This is a genomic window from Pyxidicoccus trucidator (assembly GCF_010894435.1).
GTDB classification, from domain to species: Bacteria; Myxococcota; Myxococcia; order Myxococcales; family Myxococcaceae; genus Myxococcus; species Myxococcus trucidator.
This window is the reverse complement of record NZ_JAAIXZ010000009.1, coordinates 127,785-150,300: the sequence shown is the minus strand read 5'-3', so window position 1 is coordinate 150,300 and position 22,516 is coordinate 127,785. Positions and strand designations below refer to the sequence as shown.

At 66.9% G+C, this 22,516-nt stretch carries 19 protein-coding genes, 2 tRNA genes and 2 pseudogenes; 15 read left to right on the top strand and 8 right to left on the bottom strand.

The window, feature by feature from the left end:
• Nucleotides 1-9 precede the first annotated feature (9 nt).
• A pseudogene (locus G4D85_RS50820) lies at nt 10-186 on the bottom strand (helix-turn-helix domain-containing protein); the annotation flags it as partial.
• Between the two features lie 188 nt (nt 187-374).
• Here G4D85_RS50820 and G4D85_RS25110 point away from each other — a divergent pair.
• Entirely contained in the window at nt 375-1,067 is a 693-nt protein-coding gene (locus G4D85_RS25110) for a type 1 glutamine amidotransferase domain-containing protein (protein ID WP_205525689.1), read from the top strand.
• 32 nt (nt 1,068-1,099) lie between these two features.
• On the opposite strand, the gene G4D85_RS25105 is transcribed toward G4D85_RS25110, so the two are convergent.
• On the bottom strand, nt 1,100-1,750 hold the full coding sequence (locus G4D85_RS25105) for a tetratricopeptide repeat protein (protein ID WP_205525688.1): 651 nt from the start codon (nt 1,748-1,750) through the stop codon (nt 1,100-1,102).
• 180 nt (nt 1,751-1,930) lie between these two features.
• On the opposite strand from G4D85_RS25105, the gene G4D85_RS25100 reads away from it, so the two are divergent.
• Nucleotides 1,931-2,857 carry a hypothetical protein gene (locus G4D85_RS25100; protein ID WP_164016360.1) on the top strand — a complete coding sequence of 309 codons (927 nt, stop codon included), beginning with the start codon at nt 1,931-1,933 and terminating at the stop codon, nt 2,855-2,857.
• Nucleotides 2,858-3,051: 194 nt separating this feature from the next.
• The gene (locus tag G4D85_RS25095; protein WP_164016358.1) at nt 3,052-3,285 is read left to right on the top strand and encodes a hypothetical protein; all 234 of its coding nucleotides are present in this window, start codon (nt 3,052-3,054) and stop codon (nt 3,283-3,285) included.
• Nucleotides 3,286-3,383: 98 nt separating this feature from the next.
• Here the strand turns inward: G4D85_RS25095 and G4D85_RS25090 are convergent, their stop codons facing one another.
• Nucleotides 3,384-3,914, bottom strand: a complete 531-nt coding sequence (locus G4D85_RS25090) for a hypothetical protein (protein ID WP_205525687.1) — start codon at nt 3,912-3,914, stop codon at nt 3,384-3,386.
• Between the two features lie 56 nt (nt 3,915-3,970).
• Here G4D85_RS25090 and G4D85_RS25085 point away from each other — a divergent pair, with 56 nt between their 5' ends.
• Nucleotides 3,971-5,137 (top strand): tetratricopeptide repeat protein, encoded by a 1,167-nt coding sequence (locus G4D85_RS25085; RefSeq protein WP_338052909.1) that lies wholly within the window; start codon nt 3,971-3,973, stop codon nt 5,135-5,137.
• Nucleotides 5,138-5,286: 149 nt separating this feature from the next.
• Here G4D85_RS25085 and G4D85_RS25080 read toward each other — a convergent pair whose 3' ends face one another.
• Nucleotides 5,287-6,810: a ricin-type beta-trefoil lectin domain protein gene (locus tag G4D85_RS25080; RefSeq protein ID WP_164016354.1), complete on the bottom strand. Its 1,524-nt coding sequence runs from the start codon at nt 6,808-6,810 to the stop codon at nt 5,287-5,289.
• Between the two features lie 458 nt (nt 6,811-7,268).
• Here G4D85_RS25080 and G4D85_RS25075 point away from each other — a divergent pair, with 458 nt between their 5' ends.
• Nucleotides 7,269-9,056 (top strand): ABC transporter ATP-binding protein, encoded by a 1,788-nt coding sequence (locus tag G4D85_RS25075; RefSeq protein ID WP_164016352.1) that lies wholly within the window; start codon nt 7,269-7,271, stop codon nt 9,054-9,056.
• Nucleotides 9,053-10,852 (top strand): ABC transporter ATP-binding protein, encoded by a 1,800-nt coding sequence (locus tag G4D85_RS25070; RefSeq protein ID WP_240359486.1) that lies wholly within the window; start codon nt 9,053-9,055, stop codon nt 10,850-10,852. Before G4D85_RS25075 ends, G4D85_RS25070 begins: the two co-directional genes overlap by 4 nt.
• Nucleotides 10,853-11,080: 228 nt before the next feature.
• Here G4D85_RS25070 and G4D85_RS25065 read toward each other — a convergent pair whose 3' ends face one another.
• Nucleotides 11,081-12,778, bottom strand: a complete 1,698-nt coding sequence (locus G4D85_RS25065) for an LVIVD repeat-containing protein (protein ID WP_164016350.1) — start codon at nt 12,776-12,778, stop codon at nt 11,081-11,083.
• Between the two features lie 244 nt (nt 12,779-13,022).
• Here G4D85_RS25065 and G4D85_RS25060 point away from each other — a divergent pair.
• Nucleotides 13,023-13,745: pseudogene (locus G4D85_RS25060) on the top strand (tyrosine-type recombinase/integrase); the annotation flags it as partial.
• Between the two features lie 22 nt (nt 13,746-13,767).
• Nucleotides 13,768-14,313, top strand: coding sequence for a hypothetical protein (locus G4D85_RS25055; protein ID WP_164016348.1), 546 nt, complete (start codon nt 13,768-13,770; stop codon nt 14,311-14,313).
• A 129-nt stretch (nt 14,314-14,442) separates the two neighbouring features.
• Here the strand turns inward: G4D85_RS25055 and G4D85_RS25050 are convergent, their stop codons facing one another.
• The gene (locus G4D85_RS25050; RefSeq protein WP_164016346.1) at nt 14,443-15,558 is read right to left on the bottom strand and encodes a hypothetical protein; all 1,116 of its coding nucleotides are present in this window, start codon (nt 15,556-15,558) and stop codon (nt 14,443-14,445) included.
• A gap of 174 nt (nt 15,559-15,732) precedes the next feature.
• Here G4D85_RS25050 and G4D85_RS50815 point away from each other — a divergent pair, with 174 nt between their 5' ends.
• The 5 genes from G4D85_RS50815 (at nt 15,733) to G4D85_RS25035 (ending at nt 20,164) form a co-directional block, all read left to right on the top strand.
• A complete protein-coding gene (locus tag G4D85_RS50815) occupies nt 15,733-15,831 on the top strand; it encodes a hypothetical protein (protein ID WP_420821724.1) in 99 nt (32 codons plus the stop codon).
• An 18-nt stretch (nt 15,832-15,849) separates the two neighbouring features.
• The gene (locus tag G4D85_RS50810) at nt 15,850-16,032 is read left to right on the top strand and encodes a DUF5953 family protein (RefSeq protein WP_420821723.1); all 183 of its coding nucleotides are present in this window, start codon (nt 15,850-15,852) and stop codon (nt 16,030-16,032) included.
• 165 nt (nt 16,033-16,197) lie between these two features.
• Complete coding sequence (locus G4D85_RS25045; protein WP_240359485.1) at nt 16,198-17,067, top strand: DUF2381 family protein; 870 nt, start codon at nt 16,198-16,200, stop codon at nt 17,065-17,067.
• Nucleotides 17,064-18,848: a serine/threonine protein kinase gene (locus G4D85_RS25040; RefSeq protein WP_164016341.1), complete on the top strand. Its 1,785-nt coding sequence runs from the start codon at nt 17,064-17,066 to the stop codon at nt 18,846-18,848. Before G4D85_RS25045 ends, G4D85_RS25040 begins: the two co-directional genes overlap by 4 nt.
• A gap of 164 nt (nt 18,849-19,012) precedes the next feature.
• Nucleotides 19,013-20,164, top strand: a complete 1,152-nt coding sequence (locus G4D85_RS25035) for a serine/threonine protein kinase (RefSeq protein WP_164016339.1) — start codon at nt 19,013-19,015, stop codon at nt 20,162-20,164.
• 250 nt (nt 20,165-20,414) lie between these two features.
• Here the strand turns inward: G4D85_RS25035 and G4D85_RS25030 are convergent.
• Together G4D85_RS25030 and G4D85_RS25025 are read right to left on the bottom strand one after the other, a co-directional pair.
• Nucleotides 20,415-20,487, bottom strand: a tRNA-Glu gene (locus tag G4D85_RS25030).
• A 20-nt stretch (nt 20,488-20,507) separates the two neighbouring features.
• Nucleotides 20,508-20,580 (bottom strand) — tRNA-Lys (locus G4D85_RS25025).
• Between the two features lie 192 nt (nt 20,581-20,772).
• On the opposite strand from G4D85_RS25025, the gene greB reads away from it, so the two are divergent.
• Complete coding sequence (gene greB, locus G4D85_RS25020; protein WP_164016337.1) at nt 20,773-21,303, top strand: transcription elongation factor GreB; 531 nt, start codon at nt 20,773-20,775, stop codon at nt 21,301-21,303.
• Nucleotides 21,304-21,312: 9 nt separating this feature from the next.
• Nucleotides 21,313-22,260, top strand: coding sequence for a deacetylase (locus G4D85_RS25015; protein ID WP_164016335.1), 948 nt, complete (start codon nt 21,313-21,315; stop codon nt 22,258-22,260).
• Nucleotides 22,261-22,516 lie beyond the last annotated feature (256 nt).

Below are 22,516 nucleotides of genomic sequence, written 5' to 3'. Positions count from 1 at the left end.
CCCGGCGGGAGTGGGGACCACACCCCGGGCCTTCCGCGTGAAGAGAGGCCGCCCGAGCCTCGCCTCCAGGGCCTGGAGATGCGCGGACAGGGCCGGCTGCGTGAGGTGCACGGTACCGGCCGCCCGCGAGATGGAGCCCGCCCGGTAGATGGCGAGAAAGGAGCGGAGCAGGTCCAGGTCAGCCATGGGAATTCCTATCGCTCAGCGAAAGAAGCGCGATGGGTGCGCGGCGCTCCCGCCTCTTACCTTGCAGCGCCATGAACGGCACCCACTCACTCCCGTTGCTCGGCCTGCTCGCCGCCACGCTCGTCTCCGGCTGCGCCACCTCGAGCCCCCTCTCCACCTCCACCCCACGAACTTCCGGAGTCGAACCCATGCGAGTCCTCATCGTCCTCACCAGCCACGACACCCTCGGCGACACCGGCCGGAAGACGGGCTTCTACCTGTCCGAGCTCACCCACGCGCTGGACGTCTTCACCCGCGCGGGCCTGGAGGTGGACTTCGTCAGCCCCAAGGGAGGCCGCCCGCCCATGGATGGCGTCACGCGCGATGATGCCCTCAACCGCGCCTTCCTCGATGACGAGCGCCAGGCCGCGCGACTGGCGAGCACGCTGCGGCCGGAGCAGGTGGAGCCCGCACGCTATGCCGCCCTCTACGTTCCTGGTGGGCATGGGACGATGTTCGACCTGCCGGGAGACGCGCGCATCAGCGCCCTCATCGGCTCCGTCTACGCGCGCGGAGCCGTGGTGGCCGCGGTCTGCCACGGCCCCGCGGCGCTGGTGGACGTGAAGCTGGCAGACGGCACGTACCTCGTCGCCGGCCGGGACATCTCCGCCTTCACCAACGAGGAGGAAGCGGCGGTGGAGCTCACCCGGGTCATGCCCTTCCTCCTGGAGTCGAAGCTCATCGAGCGCGGCGCGCGCTTCACGAAGGCTCCCAACTTCCAGCAGCATGTGGTGGTGAGCGAGCGGCTCGTCACCGGCCAGAACCCGGCCTCCGCGGCCCGTGTCGCCGAGGAGCTGGTGCGCCTGCTCGCGCCCCAGCGCCAGGTGTCCGGAGTCCACTAGAAGGAGCCCGGCTTCGAGCCCTGGACGCGGCTTCAGCGCCGCGCCAGGGCGGAGCGCAGCCAGCGCCATCCTGTTCCCAGGCCCGGGGAGATGCGCAGGAGCGCCCAGTTCACCTTCGCGCGCTTCGGCCCCGGCGGCTCGCGGGTCAGCGGCTCGAGCAAGGCCAGCGCCTCGGCGCGCTGCCCCTCATTTGCCAGCAGCACGGCCAGGTCCAGCTTCACCTCCAGAAGGGAGGGATCGAGCGTCAGCACTTCCTTCAAGAGGAGGATGGCGTCGCGCCGCTCGTTCCGGCGGCTGAGGTGGAATCGCCCGCGCAGCAGGGCCCTCACCGCGTCGACGCGGTGTCCCTTGGAGAGACTGAGCTGCGCCAGTTGCTGCCAGAGGTCGACGCGGTGGGGGAACGTATCCGCAGCCTGCGTATAGACAGCGATGGCCTTGTCCGCGAACCCCTTGTCCAGGTGCCCCTTCGCCGCTGCCTGGAAGCTCTGGAGCGCGGCTTCGGGCTGTTTCGTCCGGGCCAGGAGCGGTGCCAGCTTGCCGTGGATGACCGGGTCTCCCGGCTCGAGCTCCAGCGCCTTGCGGTAGGCCTCGACGGCCTTCTTGATGCGGCCCTTGGCGCGAGCGCGCTCCGCCTCGGCGATGAGCTCGGAGCGCGTCCGGGGCGCTTTCCCACGGAAGATCATGGCGTCACAGTCTACCGCGCCAGCGAGGCCCTGTGGGCTACGCGCCAGGTTGCGGCGCGGGCCTGAACACTAGCGCTTGCTTGAACGCGCGACCCATGAACCCGGGCGCGCTGGGCCCTGCGGTGGTGCGGTGCGGCCGGGCAGAACTTTCTCGCGGCCCGGCCGTTTGCAGCGGCTACCATGAAAAGACTGATGCTGCTCCTGGCGCTGTGCCTGTCGCTCCCGGCCTTCGCCCAGTACACGCGGTCGGCGGGGACCAACGCTCCCGCCGCTGACATCGTCATCGAGACTCGGGCGGACCCCAAAACGGGCACGGTGCGCCAGGAGCGCATCGAGCGCCCCGTCCAGCGCGACAGTCATGGAAACGCCGCCTCTGCTCAGCACGACCTGGCCGTGGACGGAGCGTTCGATGGACAGACCGTCGTCGTCATCCAGCTCTACACCGGGAGTGACCACGGCGTGCCATTCGACTTCGTCAAGCCGAAGGAGGCGCTCGCGCAGAAGGGCTTCTCGGTCTACCGGTACCTGAACCGCCCGCCCGCCCCCAAGGAACTCGCCGAGAAGCTCCAGAAGGCGTCCCAGCTGTGGGTCATTGGCGGCGCGGGTCGGCAGCTCACCGAGGAGCATGCCCGCGTCATCAAGCGGTTCTTCGACAGCGGGCGAGGCGTCTACCTCTGGGGCGACAACGCGCCGTACTCCGACGACGCCAACATCGTCGCCAGGGCGCTCTTCGGGACCGAGCTCGTCGAGCACCACGCGCAGGGTGAGCAGGTCGTCGGCATCCACCGGAAGGGGAGCGAGCCCGGGGTCATCCAGAGGCACCTGCTGACCACCGGCATCGAGTACCTGTACGAGGGACACACCATCACGAACATCGACAAGCTCGGTCCCCTCGAGCCGCTCATCTACGGCTCCGATGGCCGCGTGGTCGGCGCCTACTACGACCGCGATGGCAAGCGAGCCATCATCGACGGAGGCTTCACGCGGCTGTACCTGAAGTGGGACACCGCAGGGACTGGCCGCTATGTGATGAATGCCGCCGCGTGGCTCGCGAACGCGGAACGCTTCGGTGACAAGGTCGTCGCCCGGAAGGTTCAGCAGCAGTGACGGCTGTCACCCCGGGAGGCGGACGTCGACGGAGGTGCTTCGTCAGTGGAGGCGCCCCGTCAAATCGGACAGCTCAGGGTCTTGATGGGGGCGCGGGCCCTCGTCAGGAGATGCGAGAGTCCGGTCATTGCCAGGCCGTCGAAAGCAGCGCTATCCTGACAAGGCAGCACAATCCTTCAAACCAGGAGTGACGAATGCGCGGGGCAATCATTGCCGGGCTGGTGGCTGTTGGGCTGCTTGTGGGCTGTGGCGGTGTCGAGGACGTAGAACCGACGAGCCCGGAGGAAGCCACCCGGGTCGTCGAGATGGCCACGCCGGGTCCGTGCACCGACGCCTGCGATGCGAAGTACTACCAGTGCTACTTTGGCGGCGGCGACCCCTTCTACTGTAATAGCTATCGCGCGTACTGCTATTCGCAGTGTCCGTGAGATAGGCCATCGTGGGGAAGGACGCGCAGGCACAGTGCGCGGCCTTCACCGCGCAACCGTCCCTTCGGAGCCCGCTGCTTCGTGCCCCCGCGAACGGGTCACTGACGGCTCAGCCTGGCACGCGTGGCCGCGAGCGCATCTGCGCCGAGCTCCAACGCGCCCATCCCGAGGCCGCCAATCGTGTTGAGAATCACGCCAGCCCGCTCCATGTCTCCCTGGATGAGCCGGCCGCTGCTGTAGCTCTGAGCGGCGTCCCGGGCGAAGGTCTGTGCCTCCCGGAAGTGCGCCGTGGACTGGCGCATTGTCCCTTCGTTCACCTGCCGCAGGTTGGTCATGACACTCTGGTGTGAAGCGGGAGAGATGTCGAAGCCTCCCGCCCGCAGGATGCCGTTGACTCCGCCGACGAGCCCGCCATAGAAGCTCGGGTTGTCCCGTGCCTGCTGATCGATCTGGCCGCGCAGCCTATTGGTCTGCGAGTAGTCGGAAAGATGTGGGTTGTGCGCCCGCGACGGCGCGGGAGCAGGGGACGTCGTCCGTGCTGTCGCTGGCGGCGTCGAGCCCCGCGCGGGAGTATGGGATACTGGGACCCGCAGGTTGTTTCCAGGGGAGCGTCCGACCGGTGGCGACATGGTTTTCTCCTGAGCCAATTCGCTTGCACAGCATACCCGATTCCGGTGAGCGAGCAATGCCAGGTGGAGAGTCTGCGCGGAGCGTCACAATGCAATCACTCTGGGAACTGTTGGCCGAGGGGCGTCTCCAGGAGGCACTGGCGACCGCGACACGCAGGCTGGTACAGCAACCCGATGACGAGGAGGCCCTGCTCGTATCGGCCAGGATTGCCTTGGCAGAGGGCAGATCCACTCAGGCCGAGCAATTGCTGTCACGGGTGAAATCCTCGAAGGCCCGGCAGGAGGTCACGCTGATGCGTGCCGCCGCGGCGCTTCTGCGCGAGGATTTCGCGGGAGCACGCAATCACTACCTGTCCCTGACCCAGCAGCCCTCGGCTCCCGCTGAGTCCTGGCACGGCCAGGGGATGGCACTCCTCGCCCTGGGGCAGGTCGTGGCGGCACGCGAGGCGCATGAGCGGGCTGTTGCGCTCAAGCCGGAGCAGGCCGCGTTCCGCTTCGAGTTGGGTCATGCGCTGGACCTGGAGCTGCGCGACCGGGCGGCGGTACGCCAGTTCGTCCGCGCCCTGCGGCTGGACCCCAGGGATTCGCGCGGCTACTGGGCGGTGGCGCAACTGCTCCAGCGTCGGGGAAGAGCCCGCTGGGCGCGGCGCATCCTGGAGCTGGGGTTGCGCCAGCTCCCCGAATCCCGGCTCCTGCGCGCGGCGCTGGACGCGAGCCAGCCTTCCGCGGAGGTGCGGACCCTGGAGCCTGCTTCCGCGCTGTTGCAGGAAGCCACGTCGCTCCTGGAGCGCAAACGCAATCGAGAGGCCTTCAAGCTCCTGCGAGACGGCTGGGACAAGGGACTGCGCTCGCTGGAGCTCAAGTTGCTGGAGGCCGAGGCCTGCAAGGCCCTGCATCCTCCAGACATGTCAGGCGCCTTGCGCGCGTACGAGGAGGCCATCGCCCTTGTGCCGGAGGACTGGAGGCCGCTCACCCACCTGGGCATCTGCCTGCTGTCCGAGGGCCACCGTCACCTGCAGCGCGCCACCGAGGCGCTGGAAGCCGCGCGGCGGCTCGCCCCTTCTCTGCCAGAGACGTCGCTCAATCTCATCCTGGCGTATGTCAAGGGCAACCGTCTCCCCGAGGCCCGCGAGCTGGCGCGGCAGGTCGAGGCGACCCTACCCCCGGAGCACCCGCTGCGAGTCCAGGCTGCCTCGCTGCTGGAGGACCTGCGGCGGGTGTGAGTGGATCCGGGCGCTCAGCCCGCGGCTTGTCGCGAGTCGCCAACCCCACGGCTTGGACCGGCACAGGGTCCGCGCGACCCAGAAGAGGAAATTCGTCGAGGAGCTGAAGGGGAGGGGCAAGGCCTGCTGGCCGCCCTTCCCCCGTTCCGCTATGGGAAGAAGTTCCACTGCTGGGCGGCAACCCAGGTGCAGTCCCAGATTTGCGCCTTGGTGCCGACCGCGTTGGAGCCTCCGCTCGCGTCCAGGCACTTGCGGGTGCTGGTGGTGACGCCGCTGAGGATCTCCCCGGACAGGTGCCAGCGCTGGTTCGTATTCACGTTGCAGGTGGAGATCTGCACGGCCGTCCCATCCGCGGTGCTGTTGCTGGTGCTCGCCAGGGTCAGGCACTTGTTGCTCGTGGTGCTCACGGCGCTGCGGATGCGCCCGCCCGACTCCACGTACCACTTCTGCGCGTTCGAGCTGTTGCAGGTGTTGATCTGCACGGGCGTGCCGTCGGCACTGTTCGCGTTGTAGACAGCGAGGCACATGCCGCTCGCGTTGCGGATCTCCCCGTTGGGCATCAGGGTCCACTTTTGGGCGTTGGTGTAGTTGCAGTGCCAGAGCTGCGTCCCGGCTCCAGCGGAGGTGCTGCCGCCAACCACGTCCAGGCACTTCCCGCCCATGCCCTTGATGGCCACGTCCTTGAAAGACCACTTCTGGCCGCCGATGCCGCCGTTGCAATCATAGAGCTGGGTGACCGAGCCATTGGAGGACGAGCCGTAGTAGACGTCCAGGCAGCGGCCGCTCGGGCGCTTGAGCTCCTCCAGCGACGTGCGGGCCCACTTCTGCGAGGCGCGCGAGCCGTCGCACAGGGCCAGCTCCGCCTGCGTCCAGTTGGTGGTCCCGCCGCCCACCGTGTCCAGGCACTTGCCGCGGTGGCCGATGAAGCCGGGCTTGCCACCATAGACGGACTGCACGCCCTCGACGTCGCCGTCGCTCAGCGCGCCATTGCCATAGTAATAATTGTAGTTGCAGCCATACATGATGGAGGTGGTGTCGGTGCCAGAGGTGAGCGTGAGGTCACCATTGGCGGGGCTGTCGGCCGTGCAGGCTGAAGAATCCGGGCGGTTCTGCTCATGCGCGAAGCCGAGCGCGTGCCCGAACTCGTGGACCGCCACGTCCTTGGTGCAGCTCTGCAGCTGGGTGCTGTTCGAGTTGCAGATGGCGTAGAGGTTGCTCGTGGTCGAGTAATTGAACGCGAAGTTGAGGATCATGCCCACCGGCTCCAGGTTCAGCTTCTGGCCAAACTGTTTCACCCGGGGCCAGCCCGCGCTGGTGTTGTCCACCTGGATGCGGATACCTCCCAGGGAAGTCCCACAGGTGCCCCAGCCGGTGAAGGTCACATCCGCGACCCGCTGCCAGGAGGCCGTCACCGCCTCCTGCACCCACTGGCGTGCCTGGGCATCCGCGGCCTGGGGAGAGATCCAACACACGGGGATGGTCCTGTTCTGCCAGACCACGTCGGAGATGAGGTAGAGCGCATCCCCCCTTTGCCGCAGCGGCACCGCGTCGGGCGCCTCCGGGGAGTCTGGCTGGGGGCTCTCCTCCCCCCGTTCCGCACAGCCCGCCATGCCAAGCATTGCCGCCAGCACCAACGTTCCCGACATCCTCCACAACACGTTCGAAGTCTTCATCTGCGCTTCCTTTCAAGTGGCCCCTCGCAACTGAGTGTGGGCCGGAGGGGAGTCCTGTTGCGGACGGGGGAGGGGGTAGGTGGTGGGCCAGTTCTGCACGGTCTCGAGGTCGCACTCGACCGCGCGAGGAACCTCGGTAAAAGACACACACGCCACCCACTCGGCTGAGAGCCGCCGGCATGATGACGAGATGACTCTTGGGCGAATACCCCGCGAACGCGGGGTTGCCCCGGCCGTCGGCTCCCCTGGCGGGCGTCCGCTGGCTACACGGGGGGGCGGACACGCGCACCCCACCAGGGGCCGTCACGTACGCCAGCACCCGCCTGCGGCCTCCACACTGGGGACAGCGAAGATCGTCGCGGCGCCAACGCGGTAGCAAACATACCAGTTTTCGGCATCGGAGCGAAGGAAAGTCCCTGTCATGGCGCGGACTTGAGCCAACCGCTATGAGGGCGCGCATGAGTCAAGCGCCGGCAGTGGGAAAGCGGAATTCCGCGGGTGTCTGGCGGGCAATCCGGTACCTCTCGCACTACCGCGGCGCCACGGTCGGCGCGCTGGTCGCGCTGCTGCTGGCCTCCGCGGCCAACCTCGCCGCGCCGCAGTTCGTGCGGATGGCGATCGACCAGGGCATCACGAAGGGCGACCGGCACACGATGCGGGTGGCGGTGGTCGCCCTGCTCGGCATCGCGTTGGCGCGCGGCCTCTTCAATTTCCTGCAGAGCTACCTCTCCGAGAGCGCGTCTCAGGGCGTGGCGTACGACCTGCGCGGTGGGCTCTTCGCCCGCATCCAGAAGCTGTCGTTCAGCTACTACGATCAGGCGCAGACCGGACAGCTGCTCACGCGCCTCACCAGCGACGTGGACCAGGTGCGGATGTTCGTGGGCGTGGGCGTGATTCAGCTCGCGGCGTCGGTGGTGATGCTCGTCGGCGCCACCGGACTCCTGCTCTCGCTCAACCCCCTGCTGGCGGTCTGCGCGCTGCTGGCGATCGCGCCCATCCTCTGGGCCCTGAGGCGCTTCGTCCGGGTGATGGGGCCGATGTTCGGCCGGGTGCAGATGGCGCTGGGCAAGCTCAACGTCGTGCTCCAGGAGAGCCTGCGCGGCGTGCGGCTGGTGCGCGCGTTCTCCGCCGAGCCACGCCAGACGGAGCGCTACAACGCCCTCACCGATGAGCTGCTGGAGGAGAACCTCAAGCTCATCGACGTCGCCTCCATCAACATCCCGGTCGTGAACTTCTTCGCGAACCTCGGGACGATCACCGTGGTCGTGGTGGGCGGCTTCCTGGTGTTCGGCGGGCGGCTCACCGTGGGCGAGCTGATCGCCTTCAACAGCTACCTCGGCTTTCTGCTGATGCCGATCATGACCACCGGCTTCATCGCCGCGCAGATGTCGCGCGCGAACGCCTCGGCCCTGCGCGTGTTCGAGCTGCTCGACACGCCGATCGAGCTGGCCGACGCGCCGGACGCGGTGGCGCTCCCCCCGCTGTCGGGAAGAGTGGAGCTCAAGGACGTGCACTTCCGCTACGCCGGCGCGGAGAAGGAGATCCTGCGCGGCGTGAGCTTCCAGGCGGACGCGGGAGCGCTGGTGGCGATCGTCGGCACCACCGGCTCCGGCAAGAGCACGATCATCAACCTGGTGCCCCGCTTCTACGACGTGACCTCGGGCGAAGTGCTGATCGACGGGCACGACGTGCGCAAGGTCTCCACCGCCTCGCTCCGGTCGCAGATCGGCGTGGTGCTGCAGGATGCGCTGCTCTTCTCCGGCACCGTGCGCGCCAACATCGCCTACGGCAAGCCGGACGCCACGCTGGAGCAGGTGAGGGCGGCGGCGGCGGCGGCGCAGGCGGCGGAGTTCATCGAAGCGTTGCCCGACCAGTACGACACCGTGGTGGGCGAACGCGGCGTCGGCCTCTCCGGCGGTCAGCGGCAGCGCCTCGCCATCGCCCGCGCGCTGCTGACGGAGCCGAACCTGCTCATCCTCGACGACAGCACCTCCGCGGTGGACGCGCAGACCGAGGCGTTGATCCAGCGCGCGCTGGACGCGCTGATGCGGGACAAGCACCGCACCGCGATCGTGATCGCCCAGCGGCTCAGCACCGTGCGCGACGCCGATCTGATCGTCGTGTTGGACGAAGGCAAGGTGGTGGCCCAGGGCCGCCACCAGGAGCTGGTGCAGACCAGCGAGCTCTACAACCAGATCGTCGGCTCTCAGCTTCAGCCCGAGTCGAAGAAGGAGGCCGTGGCATGAGGCGCCCGGGCGACATTCAGGCGATGGCGGAGATGGAGGTACAGCGCGCCGCCGACCGGTCGAAGGTGTCGCGGCGGTTGATCGGCGAGCTGCGGCCGTGGCGCGTTCCCGTGGTGGAGTCGCTCCTGCTGGGCGGCGTCTACGCGGTGACGCAGGGCCTCGGTCCCTACGTCATTGGCCGCGCGATCGACTACGACATCATGCAGGGCAGCAAGCGCGGGCTTCTGCTCTCGATGGTGGCGCTGCTGGTCATCTACGGCGTGAGCGCCCTGTCCCAGCGCGCGCAGACGAAGCGCATCGGTGCGGTGGGCCAGCGGGTGCTCGCCAGCCTTCGGACGCGGCTGTTCGAGCAGCTGCTCCGGCTGCCGCTGGGCTACTTCGACCGCCGGCCGATCGGCGATCTGATGAGCCGCGTGGGCAGCGACGTGGACGCGCTCAGCCAGTTCTTCGCGCAGGGACTTCCGCAGCTGCTCGGCGTGGCGCTGGGTCTGGTCGGCGTGCTGGTGGCGATGCTGTTCATCAACGTGCGGCTCGCGCTGGCGTGCTTCACGCTGATCCCGCTGATGCTCCTCATCACCTGGTACTTCGCGGCGCGCGCGCGGCGGGCCTACCGGAAGACGCGAGAGACGGTGGGCGACGTCACCGCGGAGCTACAGGAGGAGATCGTCGGCGTTCGGCAAGCGCAGGCCTTCAACCGCACCGACGTGAACATCCAGCGCTTCAAGCAGCGCAACGCAGCCAACCGGGACGCGAACGTGGCGGCGAGCAGCGTGACCGCGGCGTTCTCGCCGGTGATCGAAGTGCTCTCCACTCTCTCGATCGCGCTGGTGCTCGGCTACGGCGGCTACCTGGTGTTCGCGGGGCAGCTCACCGTCGGCGTGCTGGCGGCGTTCCTCATCTACGTGCAGTCGTTCTTCCGCCCGCTGCAGATGCTCGCTTCGGTCTACACGTTGATGCAGTCCGCGCTCGCCGGCGCCGAGCGCGTGTTCGCGATCTTCGACGAGACCACCGAACCGGTGGACGTCCCTCAGGCCACGGTGCTCGACAAGGCCACGGGCCGGATCGAGCTCGACCACGCGAGCTTCGGCTACGACCCCACCCGCCCGGTGCTGCACGACGTGAGCTTCGAAGCGAAGCCGGGACAGACGGTGGCGATCGTGGGCAAGACCGGCGCGGGCAAGACCACCATCGCCAGTCTGATCCCGCGCTTCTACGACGTGTCGTCCGGAGCGGTGCGCGTGGACGGCACCGACGTGCGCCAGCTCACCCGCGAGAGCCTGCGCCGGCAGATCGCGATCGTGCTCCAGGAGCCGTACCTGTTCACCGGCACGATCGCGGAGAACATCGGCTTCGGCAGACCGGGCGCGACGGCGCAGGAGATAGAAGCCGCGGCGCGCGCGGTGTTCGCGCACGACTTCATCGCCGCGCTGCCCAAGGGCTACGACTCGGTGCTCGGCGAGGCGGGCGCGACGCTCAGCCAAGGACAGCGGCAGCTCCTCGCCTTCGCGCGCGCGGTGCTCACGGAGCCGCGGATCCTGATCCTCGATGAGGCGACCGCGAACATCGACATGCGCACCGAGGCGCTGATCCAGAAGGCGCTCCAGACCCTGCTCGAGGGGCGCACCAGCGTGGTGATCGCCCACCGGCTCTCCACCATCCGCAACGCGGATCTCATCCTGGTGATGGACGCCGGGCGCGTCGTCGAACGCGGCACCCACGACGAGCTCATGGCGCTGAACGGCAAGTACGCCGAGCTCTACAGCCGCCAGTTCGCCAGCCCCGCGCCCGCCGCGTAGCCGCGCCAGGCAGGGACGCGGAGGGGGCCTCATCATGGACCTCGGGAGCAGGGGCCCCCCAGGGCGGGGGGCCTGCTTGCCATGCGGGATGAGACGCCGCGGTGGGCTCCGGGCGGCGGAGATGGCTGCGCCCCGACGAGGGAGTCACGCTGCGAGTGTGGAAACAAGCCGCTCCGGCCCCGATTGGTCCTGACCTTGCAGCACCTCGGGACCGGGCGGCGGGAGCAACTACAGCTCGTTGAAGATGAGCAGGCCGCGCACGGAGTCCGCGGCGTACACGTACCCGTCGCCGGGCACGCGGATGCCGAAGGTGCCCTCGAAGAGGTTGTCCGTCCGGCCGAAGTCGCCATCGCGGACGGTGTTGTAGTGCGCCACCTGGCGCGGCTTCGTGGGGTTGGACACGTCCAGCACGCGCACGCCCTCGTGGTACCAGGCGATGTAGAGCCGGTGGCCCTTGAGGATGATGTTGTGGATGGACGTGACGGGGCTGAGGCGGAACTCGCCAATCTTCACGATGTGCGCGGGGTCGGTGACGTCCAGCACGCGCAGGTGCGAGCCGCCGTACTCGGTGCCCTCGAACGCGAGGGTGCGCCCGGCGAAGGTGCCCACCGCGCTGTGGTGCGCGAAGACCTCGAAGCCGTGGATGTACTGGCCCAGGTGCCGCACATTGTCGAGGTCGGTGACATCCATGACGGCGTAGCCGCCGTAGCCATTGCTGATGTAGAGGCGCCCCTCGTACGGGAAGGCGTCATGCGCGCCGGCGTAGGGGGACTCCGACGGCACGTTGATGCGCTGGCGCAGCACGGGGGCGAGCGGCGTGGTGACGTCGAACACGAACGTCACCGCCCCACTCATCGACATGGCATACAGCCGGTTTCCATCCACCAGCACGGTGTGCGCCCCGTACTCTCCCGCGGGCAGGTGGCGCACGTACTCAGGCTGCGCGGGGTTGGAGATGTCATAGACGAGGACCCCCGACCTGTTGCCGGCGATGTAGAGCGCATCGTCCTTGGCCCACACCCCATTCCAGTTCCCGTCACCCGGCAGGCTGATGGAGGCCTTGAAGAGGGGGTGCGCCCTGTCACTCACGTCGAGGACGGTGAGCCCACCGGCGCTGCCGCCGTAGACCTTGTTGACGGAGACGACATACGCGTGGTTCTTCGTGACGTAGACGTCCGCGGGGGCGCCCAGCTCGATATCGTATTCGGAGATGGGGCGCAGGCCGCCCGAGGACTCGCCCTCGCCCCGGTGTGATGGCAGGCGGTGGGCTTCGAAGGTGCCGGACCGGACGAGCTGCCCGTTGGTGCAGCGCGCGTAGCAGCCGGTGATGAGGCCGGAGGAGGGCACCTGGCAGCCGGCGATCGAGGCGACGGTGACGGCTCCGTTGAAGGCGTTGGTGAATCTGCCGACGAGGAAGAAGCTCCCTCCGTCCGTATTCCGGGTCAGCAGTGGCTTGCCGACCATCGTGCTCGCCCCGCCGTCGGAGCTGAGCATGAAGCCGATGCCGTCTTGGATGACGGAGGTGCCGCCATCGGACAGCCGGCGCTCACCGAGCATGTCGGCCAGGTAGATGCCGTGCGGCTCCAACTGCGCGAGCGCCTCCGGGTCGCACTGCGACACGTCGTAGCGGGACAGGTCTTCGCACTTGATGGTGGTGGGGTCTCCCTCCGGGTTGAAGCGGCACGGCGAGAAGTGGCCCCGGTTGATCCAGTCCCCGTGATCCTCCAGCACGGTGTAGCCGCCGTCCCACGGCGCCTCGGGGCCCGCGTCTGGCGTACCGGAGTCGGGGGGGCCGGAGTCCGCGGGAGGAACCTGGGTACCGGCATCGGGCGTGGGGCCCGGGTCGTCGTCGCAGCCGGCGAAGGTGGACAGCAGCACGACACAGGTGGAGAGCAGCACCAGGGCATGGCGCGGGGGGGACGTCATCGTGAACCTCTCGAGCAGGGGACACCCACGAAAGGTGGGGCCCCTTTTCCAAGCGCGCTCGAGCTCCGAAATCCTCACCGGGCCGGGAGATGGTTGCGGCGTGGTGACAGAACCCTGTCGCGAGCGTCGAATCCTTGCCCTCCCGTCCCCGTTGGTCCCGTCATTGCAGCATGCCCCTGGACGGATGCGCGCCTACAGCTCGTTGAAGATGAGCAGGCCGCGCGCGGAGTCCACGACGTACACCCTCACCCGCGGGGATTTCGTCCCGCGCTTCATCATGTACAGCGAGAACAACAACAAGTACTCCAGCGTCGTCACCAAGCGGCAGATCCTTGATGACCACCTCGTGCCCGCCTTCGGGAGCATGGCCCTGGACGCCATCGGCCCTGCGGAGATCGAGGACTTCAAGGCCGCCATGCGTAAGAAGCCGTCAGGCGCACGCGCCCGGAAGGACGCCCCCACGCGGGCAGCCCTCCGCAAGCGCAAGGGCACTGGCCCGAAGCTGCTGAGCCTCAAGTCCATCAACAACGTGCTCACGGTGCTGCACAAGCTGCTCGCACTGGCGCAGGAACAGGGCGTCATCGCCCACATCCCGCGCGTGAAGCTCTTCCGGACGGAGAAGCCCGTCTTCGACTTCCTCACCTTCGAGGAGGCCGAGCGCTTGATCAACGCCGCTGAGCCGGAGTGGCGAACGTTTATCCTGTTGGCACTCAAGACGGGGCTGCGGCATGGGGAGTTGATCGGACTCCAGTGGGGCGACCTGGACTTGCAGCGCGGCAAGCTCAAGGTTCGGCGCACTATCTGGCAGGGTGTGACGTGGCTGCCGAAGGGGGGACGGGAAAGAACGGTGGACCTGCCGGGCTCAGCGGTGGACGCGCTCAAGGGACACCGCCACCTGTGCGGCCCTTACGTGTTCTGCCGGGGGGACGGCCAGTCGCTCACTGCTGGGATGACGGAGCATCGGCTAAGCGCTCGCTCAGTTTGAGCAGATGAGAAACGGTCAACCGCCTGTGCTGGTGTTGAACTGCCTTGCCGAAGTCTCACACCTCCAAAAGCTCGCACCGGATCGTTACGTGACATTTGCATCAGCGCCACCGATACCGGCGCGAAATCAACTGCGCGTGTGTTATCCACGCGAAAAATGGGTTGAACTGCTTCGTGAACTGAAGGTGGCTGAGAACATCCTGATCGAGATGCCACTGCCTCCGGCCCGTCCGGCTCCGTGGGATAAGGTCTGGCACGCTACGCTCGACGCGCGCAGGTTCTTCGATCAAGGCGGAGAGACCGGGTGGAAAGGGTGTATTGCTTCCATCCGGCTGGCACTTGAGATTTGGCGGGACGAAATCGAAAAGGAAGAATTTGGCCCACCGGATAAGAAGCTGAGAACCAAGGCGCAGCGATTGGATCACCTCCGGCATCATCTGCATCAGGTGGCTCACCTTGCAGCACACAGCCTCGCCAGCGAGTGGACCCGTGATGATGCTCAGGCCCTCCTCGCCATGCTCAGCGGTCTCCTTCTAATGCGGAAGCCTTGAGCCTTGAGCCGCAGGTGTTCATCCAAACTTAGCGCTATTGGGTTTCTTCCCTCGGAACGCGGCGATCCTCCGGGGGGGAGTCTCCCTTGGGCCGTACCCGAAATGGCCACGTAGTACTAGCGGATCACGTCAGGGATTCCCCGGGGCAAGGCCATAAAGTGTTTTTGGAAACGGAAACCAGTCGCGCATGCCTAGTGTCTTCTGATTCCCGCTAAAGAAGTTCGGAACAAGCTGAGTTGCGTTGGTGTAATGCAACGCAAGAACGCCATCGACTCCGCAGAGTTCATCCTCTAAAAACAACCCAATCGACTCCGGCCATGTCGGCGCAGTGCCAATCTCTAGCTCTAGCGCGTCCAAGCCTTCGCCCCAGCCGATGCGCCGCGCATCCAGCAACTTGGACTCGTAAGAGCCAGGAACACGCCGGCAACTCCTGTGTTTATCCGACAAGTGCATCAAAGGCCCATAGAGGGAGGACAACAAGAGGAACGGCTGAAAAAATGGCTCCTCGATGTCCAATGCAACAACAAAGCATGCATCCGGATTGCTTGCGCGAACTTGTGGGTGTTTCGTGTTCTTGATCCTCACTTCGCGCCGCAGATTAGCCTTGGCTTCATCCTCTGGCACCATGAATACGTCTGATGTCCCGCCCCTGAAGTATCCCGGGGTTTCCGAATGCCGCTCGATCTCAACTTCAACCCCATCCCCTTTGAGAGTCACCGGTAGAGCATCTAGGTCTAGAGATTTGAGCTGATCCACCAGCCACTCCTCAAGTCTCCGAACCCGTTCTTCGCGCCCCGAACGTTGCACACGACTGATTGCTGGAGCGCCCATGTCTGAAGCACTGCGGAATTGGATTCGCACGGGCAGATTCGCAAGCACGCGAGAAACCAAGCTGTCGGGATCATAAATACTGGAGAGACCGTCGTCGGCAGACTTTCGCGCAACCTCGACAAAGGTCCTGCGTCCGTCTCGAAATGTTTCGATGTCGGGCTTGTGCTCCCCTAGCAGCGTGACCTTGTGCCCAGCGAGCATGAGCACCTCGGCAATTTTAAACTCCGACCATAGATTGCGGAACTTTTTCGGAGTATGGTCAATTCTTGAAGATTCATCTTCCAGCTTTTCCATTACTCCTGCGCAGCCACCGGCCAATAGGCTATCCACTACCTTCAAGAAGCTTTCGGCCTCCCAGTTGTATGCTCTCCACTGCTTCAATCTTTGCCTGAGTTCCTTGTCGCGGTCGATCATTGTGCGCTCGGAAGCGGTGTGACGCTGAGTTTATGCGGCATTTGCTCTTGGGCATGCTCCCGCTCGGCTGCCGCGCCCTGAAAGCCCCGCGCATGTTACCGACCGCAGGGGCCAGCGGTCCACGCGCTATCAGCAATTTTGGGTCATGAGACGCCGTTCAGCGCTGACGTGGAAATGTCGCGCCAGACGGTCTATCCCCGACGTAAGCCGGGAGTCTCGCCGCGCGGGTTGCCAGCGCTCAAGCTCCGCGAGGACATCGAGTCTCTCTCTTGAGAGCCCGCATCGCCTGGGGTGGCTGGACTATTGGTCTGCCGCTGCCGCACGCGCCGTCGGGTTCCCGGACCTGGCTCGGGACGCGGATCTGCTTTCACGGGCCGGCGCACGTCATCGGGCGGCTGGGTCGTGCAGCTCACGGATTCGCCGCTTGACCTGGACAAACCCCGCCCACCTGGACGCTCTCCTGCGGGCCTATGACCGCTTCCCGGAGATCGGCGGTCGGGCTGCACTTTGCACCCCGTACCGGGGCGCGGGGCCAGGTTCCCAGCCGTAGGGAAGGGGGCGCTGCGCGGGCGCAGGCGATGCTAGGGTGCCGTCTCAGGAGGTCATGCACCTTTGCTGCAACCTGTTAGATTGGCCCTTGTGCTCGCGCTGCTGGGGGGAGCTGCGCCGCGAGCTGATGCGGCACCGGGGCGCGCGGCGCGGCAGCGGCCGGTCGCTGTCGTCGTGAACCCGGCCGAACCGCTGCCCGAGATTCGCGTCGAAGCGGCAGCGCCGACGTTGCTGTTCTTTCCGACGGCGATCGCGGAAAGCACGCTGACGGTTGACGAGCAGCCGCTCACGGTCGACACGGCGGCGGTTCCGGGCAACGGATCGCGTATCCGAGTTCTCGACGTGGGCAAGCGCTCGATCATCGTGCAGCCCGTGGAGGATCTCCGGCCGGGCGAGCGACACGAGCTTGCGGTTCTGTTCGCGGACGGGCGCGCACCGGCACGGGCGGCGTTCGTGCTCGTGACCGACCCTGCCGAAGCGGACGCACGGATCGACGTGGAACGCCGCGAGCCGCCGGCAGCCGCCTGCCCCGCCGAAGCGCCGCGCCCCCCTCCCAGGCCCGAAGACTTCGTGCTGCTCGGCTACGTCGACGAGAGCGGCGTTCAAGCGGGCACGGTTCCCTCGGCTCAGGACGAGACGCGGGGCTTGCGTTCAGAACCAGGGAGGTCATTTCGCGGGGCTAAGTGGGCGCTGGTGAACGTGGTGATCTGGAACTCAGCCGGTCGGCAATCGTGGACGCCGCGCGAGGCGATTTTTACGGGCAGGCGGGGTGTCACGCTGCGGGCCCGGCTTGTGACAGTCGGCAACGGGGAGATTGCTCCGGGGGCATCGCTGCGGGTGCTCGCCGTTGCGGACACGTTGCCGGCGAGCACGGGCGAGGTCTTCGCTTTGGAGGTGCGCGGTTCGGGTGGGCGTAGCCTCGTGATTCCGGATGTTCGCTTTACGGAGGGCGACCGATGACTTTGAGCTTAATCCGCCTGCCTTCCGGCACGGTGATTGACGGATGGCACGTCGTGAAGGAACTAGGTAACGGCGGGTTTGCTGTCGTCTACCTTGTCGAGAAGAACGGCAGGCCACACGCGCTCAAGCTCGCGCGACACCGCGACGCCAGCGGGGACGAAAAGAAAACCCATGCCCGCGTTGTGCGTGAGTTGGCGATTCTGCTGACGCTGAGCCATCAGAACATCATCAGTCCTCGCGGGTTCGGGTACGCGGAAACAGGGAACGTGTTCCTTGTGCTGGATTACGTAGACGGCTGGACGCTCGGAGAGTGGAAGGAACGCAAGCACCCAACCGCGCACGAGATTCTGAGCGTGTTCGTGAAGCTCGCTTCGGCGCTGGCTTACATGCACAGCAAAGGCATTCTTCACCGCGACTTGAAGCTCGAAAACGTGCTGATTCGGAAGAGCGACGGAGAGCCGGTCATCATTGATTTTAGCTGTGCGACTCACGGCCAAGCGGATGAATTGACCGATAAGGGGCTGCCCCCCGGCACAGACCGTTTCCGCGCGCCTGAGCAATTCCGGTTTCTGAGGGAGCACATAGACGAGCACCGGGCGCGATACGCCTTCCAGGTGGCCGACGAAATCTTCGCGTTAGGCGCGATGCTCTATGAGTTGCTGACCGACGCGCGGCCGACTCAGCTCCGAGATCGCTTCACCCTCAACCACCCGATTGCCGCGCCTCTAGCTGCAAAGGTGGTGAACGCTCGCGTCCCCGCAGCGCTCAGCGACCTTGTCGAATCCATGCTGTCCCGCGATCCCGAGCGGCGCCCCGTTGATACGGAAGTGCTTCGCCGGGAGCTGGCGGAACTTCAAGCGGACCCGGGGGCGGACTACACGGCGCCAGTGCATCCACCTTCGGAACAGCGGCAGCCCGAGCCCGCCGACGGTGAGGTGTCGGTTACGTTGGAGGCGACAGGCAAGCCCCGCCTGCGCAGGTTGGGGAAGCTCGCGGCGGGTGCCGCTGTCGCCGTGCTTGCCGCCGTCGTGGCCCTCTGGAACGTTCCCCAGGAAGCGCCCGCGCCGACCGCCGAGCCGCACGTCGTCGCGCGCCCGGTGCCCCCTAGCGTCCCTTCCGCGCTCCCGAAGACAGTCTCGCCTGATATGTCCGCGCCTGCCCCCATGCTTCCAGGGGACGCAGGCCCGTCAACTGCCGCCGTTCAGAAGGAAGGTTCAACCGTGAAGACCCAGCGACCCGAAGCCCCGAAGCAGGCGCGAGCCGGACGCGGCCAGAAGGCGCCCCCCCTGCCGGACGTGTGCAAGGCGCTGCCGCTCGTCGCCGCACTTGCGGCAGGTTGTCCAGGGGTCCAGGTCAGGCCCGAACCTTTCTCGTGCCCATCCGGTGCAACGCAGGCCATGGAGGAAGAACTTGGCTGGAGGGTCGACGGTGAGCGGTTTTCGGTGCTCATCGACGACCGGATGGGGAAGGAAGATAAGCCCTGGTTCTCCGCAGGCACGGACGTGGTTGGAGTCGTCCCGAAGGGAGTCACTGACCCTCGGCAATTGCAGGTCGCTCCTCCAGGCACGCGGTTCCTTGGCGGGAAGGTCTTCCTCATTCCCGAGAAGACGCGCGAAGGGGACCCGGGACGGGTAATCGTGAAGTACGACCGCGTGAAGCTGCCTGGAAAGGACGATCTTCCCGTGTGCTTCGTGGTGGATGTGCCGGCCAAAGAGCTGAAGGACTCGGCAGGGAAGACCTGGAACGGAACCAACGGCAAGCCTGTTTCCGGATGGCGTTGAGAGTCCCCGCAGGGTGACGTGTCGGGTAGGTGGTCCGGTTTTGGCTCATGCCCGCGCGGCGACACCCCACCCTGTGAGGGAGTTCCAATTCCCGTCATCCCCTGGGTAACGTGCTCCTGTGTCGCGCTGGCCCGGTGCCCGCGCGAGTGGCGGGAGGATCGAGGATGCCGGCAATTGAGTTCAAGCTCCCCAGGGGGGCGATTCTGTTCAACGACGGTACGCATGCCTACGAGTTCCGCGAAGACTTGGGAGAGGCCCACCACGGGCTGAATCTCTTCGTCGCGCGGCGCCGGACGCTTGAGGGGAACCACCCTCGGGGGAAGGTGCTGCTCAAGGCGGTCGGTTTGCCGAGCGGCAGGGAGGCTCGGAGCGTCTGCCGGGCACGGGCGAAGCTGGAAGAGCAGGTGCGGCTTTCCACGTACCTTGAGCATCCGGGGATCCTTCGCGTTCACGGTCTGCACAAGGCGGAAACTGCTTGGTACGTGATCACCGAGCACCCGGTCGGTCACAAGCTCGACGACTTGCTCGCGATCATTTCGGAATGCGATCGGTGGTTCTCTCCGTTCTTCACGCTGTACGTCGGCGAGCAGGTGGCGAGCGCTCTTGAGCACGCGCACTCAGCGAAGGACGAAAAGGGGAACCCGCTCGGCATCGTCCACCGGGCGATCGACCTGGAGCACGTATTCGTCGATTGGGAGGGTGGGGTACAGGTCTCCGACTTCGGTCTCGCACTCTCCCGGCTACCCGGTCGCGTCGTTTCCTCCAAGCGCCGCTTGCCGGGGGATGCCTACTTCGCTTCACCGGAGATGCTCCTAGGTCGTCGCGTGGATGCTCGTTCGGATCTCTTCATGCTCGGGCTCGTCATGCTGGAGCTGTCCACGGGGAAGAACCTGCTCGACGCGCCTGACGGGGTCTCCGAAGCGGCAAAGGCGACGCTTTCACGAAGGCAGCTCGCCCGCGTCGAGCGCGCCGTCCCCCGTGCCCGGCTGGCGGGCTGTGACTCGGCGGTCGAGACGACGATCTGGCGCGCGGCGACGTACACGCAGGCGGATGTGGAAGCGGTAACGGAAAAGCTCCCCCAAAGCCTCCGCCTGCCGCTGTGCAAGCTCCTTCAGCGCTCGCCCGCCAAGCGTTACCAGACGGCAGGGGAGCTAGCGACAGAGCTGCGCGGGTGGCTCGGCGGGCACTTCGGCAAAGAGGGCGCGGCGGCAGAGCTGATGGAGGTCGCGAAGGTGTCCGGCGAGGTCATGGTCGAGATGGGGCTCGGGCGTCCCCGCAGGCACGGGCTTTCACAGGACGAGGTCAGCACGCGCTAGGCGAGCATCGGCCCGCCGCTGGCCCCTTGCAGCTCCGTGGGGGCCGGCTCCGGCTCGTGATCGCCCCCTGCGTAGCGCTCAGCGTCGCCACCGTGGCCCCGAGCCTGCCGGGCAGAGCACGGCGCGGCCCTTGCGGTAGGCGCTGTTAGGGGCTCGCGCTAACAGCGTTCTAACAGCGCTCGGGTGGACGAAAACGAACGGGGCTGGACGGTTGACCCGTCCAACCCCGTGATTTTCTTCTGCTTCTGAGTGTCCCCGACGGGATTCGAACCCGTGTTACCGGCTTGAAAGGCCAGCGTCCTGGGCCTCTAGACGACGGGGACGGCTCTACTTCTCTACTACATGAGTCGCGGGGGGCTCGAACCCCCGACCCTCGGCTTAAAAGGCCGGTGCTCTACCAGCTGAGCTAGCGACTCGCACTATTCTTTTTTCGTACCGCAGCCAAACACCCGGGAAGCCCCCCGGGCTGGCGCTTCCTACCAGCACTCCCCAGCGCTTTCCACTGGCGAGCACACCGGCTGCTTCCTGACATCCCCCCGCCGACTTCCGGTGAACGTCCGGCCCCCCGCCGCCACTCCGGAGTCACAGTCCGGCTGTATACAAGGGGTATGTCCCAGGACCTACACCCCGAGCAGGACGACGGCGAGGACGACGAGGAGCGGGCCCCGTTCCGCCGCTACCTCACCCGGACAGGCGCCGAGCGCATGCACCGCGAGCTGGTCCACCTGCTCAACACGGAGCGCCCCAAGGTCACCGCCGAAGTCTCAGCCGCCGCCGCCCAGGGCGACCGCAGTGAGAACGCCGAGTACATCTACGGAAAGAAGCGCCTGCGGGAGATAGACCGCCGCCTCCGCTTCCTGACGAAGCGCCTGGACACCGCCACCATCGTCACGCCCGCTGAACAGAGCGACCGTGCACGAATCTACTTCGGGGCCACTGTCACCCTGGAGGACGAGGACGGAGCTCGCACCACGTATCAGATAGTCGGCTCCGATGAGATCGACGCCGCCGGAGGCCGCATCAGCGTGGAGTCCCCCATCGGCCGCGCGCTGCTGCGCAAGGCCGTGGGTGACTCTGTCGAGGTGCGCCGCCCCCGGGGCGAAATCGAGCTCACCGTCGTGGACATCCGATACGAATAGGAGGCCGTCATGCCTCGGACGCAGCCCATCAACACCCGCTTCCGCCGCATCTACCAGCACCTGAGCGGGGCGGACCTGGCTGGCTCCGAGAGCCCCGAGCTCTCCCTCGAGGACCTGGGCCTCGGCACCCCCCAGCAGCTCCGCGGGGAACTCGTCTTCGGCACCTACAGCCCCGAGGGCCTGGAGCGGGCCCTGCGCGCCTACGGCCTCATCCAGCGCGTGGAGGAGCGGGTGGGCCCCGTGGAGCTGCGCGTCCAGTGCGAGGACCCGTACCGCCCCCGCCTCGTCCTCTGGAGCCGCCGCTTCTACGCCCCCGTGGCCGACCTCTGCCTGCGGAAGACCATTGGCGCCGAGGTGGGCCTGGACGACGCGCTCGCCACCGCGCCGCTGCTCTACGTGGACTCGCTGCTCCTCCAGCACCCGGGCCGCACCTTCGACTGGAACCGGCCCCCCCTGCCCGGGCAGAGCCACCCCGGCCTGGCCCTCTCCGGGCCCATCCTGGACCTGCTGCTGCTCATGGCCCGCCGCATCGGCGCCGAGGCCCTGGCCCTCATCCCCACCACCTTCTCCGCCGCCTGCGTCTATGAGCGTCGCTTCCTCTTCGTGGACGGCGCCGCCCAGGGGCGCTTCCTCGCCTTCAAGGGGGCCGGGCAACAGCGCCCCCGCTGGCTCCTGGCCTGGGCGGTGGAGCTGGGCTGCATGCGCGACGCCCGGGGCCAGCCCGTCCCCTTCATGCCCACTCCCATGCTGTCCCCGCTGAGCCGCCGGCTGATCCAGCACCTCGACACCCGGGAATGGGACGACGCGCTCCAGGTCGGCGCCCGGCAGCCCCTCGCCCTGGACGAGGAGGCGCTCCAGCAGCGCTTCCCCTGGGAGCGCATGCCGCCAGGGCCGCCGCCCGAGCGGGTGGCGGAGCTGCTCGGGTATGACCCGCTCGCGCCCGTCGCCATGCACTAGCCCGCCACAGGCCGCTACAGGGCTGTGGCGGCCTGGGAGTGGGGGCAGGGGGCCCGGACGTTCAATGTCCAGGGCCTGAAGCCGCGAGCGAAAATGCGCGGCGCGCTGGCTCGCGTGCGGGGCGTGGGGTATCGGACAGCCGTCCTTCCAGGCGACAAGCTGGCTGTTTCCCCCCGGGGCGGTGTCTATATTGGGCGTCAGAAGAAGCCCCGTCGCACGGTCCCTCGCGGTCGCACCCGAACCTTCAGGTCGCGCA

What these genes read in the sequence shown, in the direction of transcription:
- G4D85_RS25110 (WP_205525689.1), top strand. Translation starts at nt 375, where the DNA reads ATGCGAGTCCTCATCGTCCTCACCAGCCACGACACCCTCGGCGACACC.
- G4D85_RS25105 (WP_205525688.1), bottom strand. Translation starts at nt 1,750, where the DNA reads ATGATCTTCCGTGGGAAAGCGCCCCGGACGCGCTCCGAGCTCATCGCC.
- G4D85_RS25100 (WP_164016360.1), top strand. Translation starts at nt 1,931, where the DNA reads ATGAAAAGACTGATGCTGCTCCTGGCGCTGTGCCTGTCGCTCCCGGCC.
- G4D85_RS25095 (WP_164016358.1), top strand. Translation starts at nt 3,052, where the DNA reads ATGCGCGGGGCAATCATTGCCGGGCTGGTGGCTGTTGGGCTGCTTGTG.
- G4D85_RS25090 (WP_205525687.1), bottom strand. Translation starts at nt 3,914, where the DNA reads ATGTCGCCACCGGTCGGACGCTCCCCTGGAAACAACCTGCGGGTCCCA.
- G4D85_RS25085 (WP_338052909.1), top strand. Translation starts at nt 3,971, where the DNA reads ATGCCAGGTGGAGAGTCTGCGCGGAGCGTCACAATGCAATCACTCTGG.
- G4D85_RS25080 (WP_164016354.1), bottom strand. Translation starts at nt 6,810, where the DNA reads ATGAAGACTTCGAACGTGTTGTGGAGGATGTCGGGAACGTTGGTGCTG.
- G4D85_RS25075 (WP_164016352.1), top strand. Translation starts at nt 7,269, where the DNA reads ATGAGTCAAGCGCCGGCAGTGGGAAAGCGGAATTCCGCGGGTGTCTGG.
- G4D85_RS25070 (WP_240359486.1), top strand. Translation starts at nt 9,053, where the DNA reads ATGAGGCGCCCGGGCGACATTCAGGCGATGGCGGAGATGGAGGTACAG.
- G4D85_RS25065 (WP_164016350.1), bottom strand. Translation starts at nt 12,778, where the DNA reads ATGACGTCCCCCCCGCGCCATGCCCTGGTGCTGCTCTCCACCTGTGTC.
- G4D85_RS25055 (WP_164016348.1), top strand. Translation starts at nt 13,768, where the DNA reads ATGAGAAACGGTCAACCGCCTGTGCTGGTGTTGAACTGCCTTGCCGAA.
- G4D85_RS25050 (WP_164016346.1), bottom strand. Translation starts at nt 15,558, where the DNA reads ATGATCGACCGCGACAAGGAACTCAGGCAAAGATTGAAGCAGTGGAGA.
- G4D85_RS50815 (WP_420821724.1), top strand. Translation starts at nt 15,733, where the DNA reads ATGTCGCGCCAGACGGTCTATCCCCGACGTAAGCCGGGAGTCTCGCCG.
- G4D85_RS25040 (WP_164016341.1), top strand. Translation starts at nt 17,064, where the DNA reads ATGACTTTGAGCTTAATCCGCCTGCCTTCCGGCACGGTGATTGACGGA.
- G4D85_RS25035 (WP_164016339.1), top strand. Translation starts at nt 19,013, where the DNA reads ATGCCGGCAATTGAGTTCAAGCTCCCCAGGGGGGCGATTCTGTTCAAC.
- greB (WP_164016337.1), top strand. Translation starts at nt 20,773, where the DNA reads ATGTCCCAGGACCTACACCCCGAGCAGGACGACGGCGAGGACGACGAG.
- G4D85_RS25015 (WP_164016335.1), top strand. Translation starts at nt 21,313, where the DNA reads ATGCCTCGGACGCAGCCCATCAACACCCGCTTCCGCCGCATCTACCAG.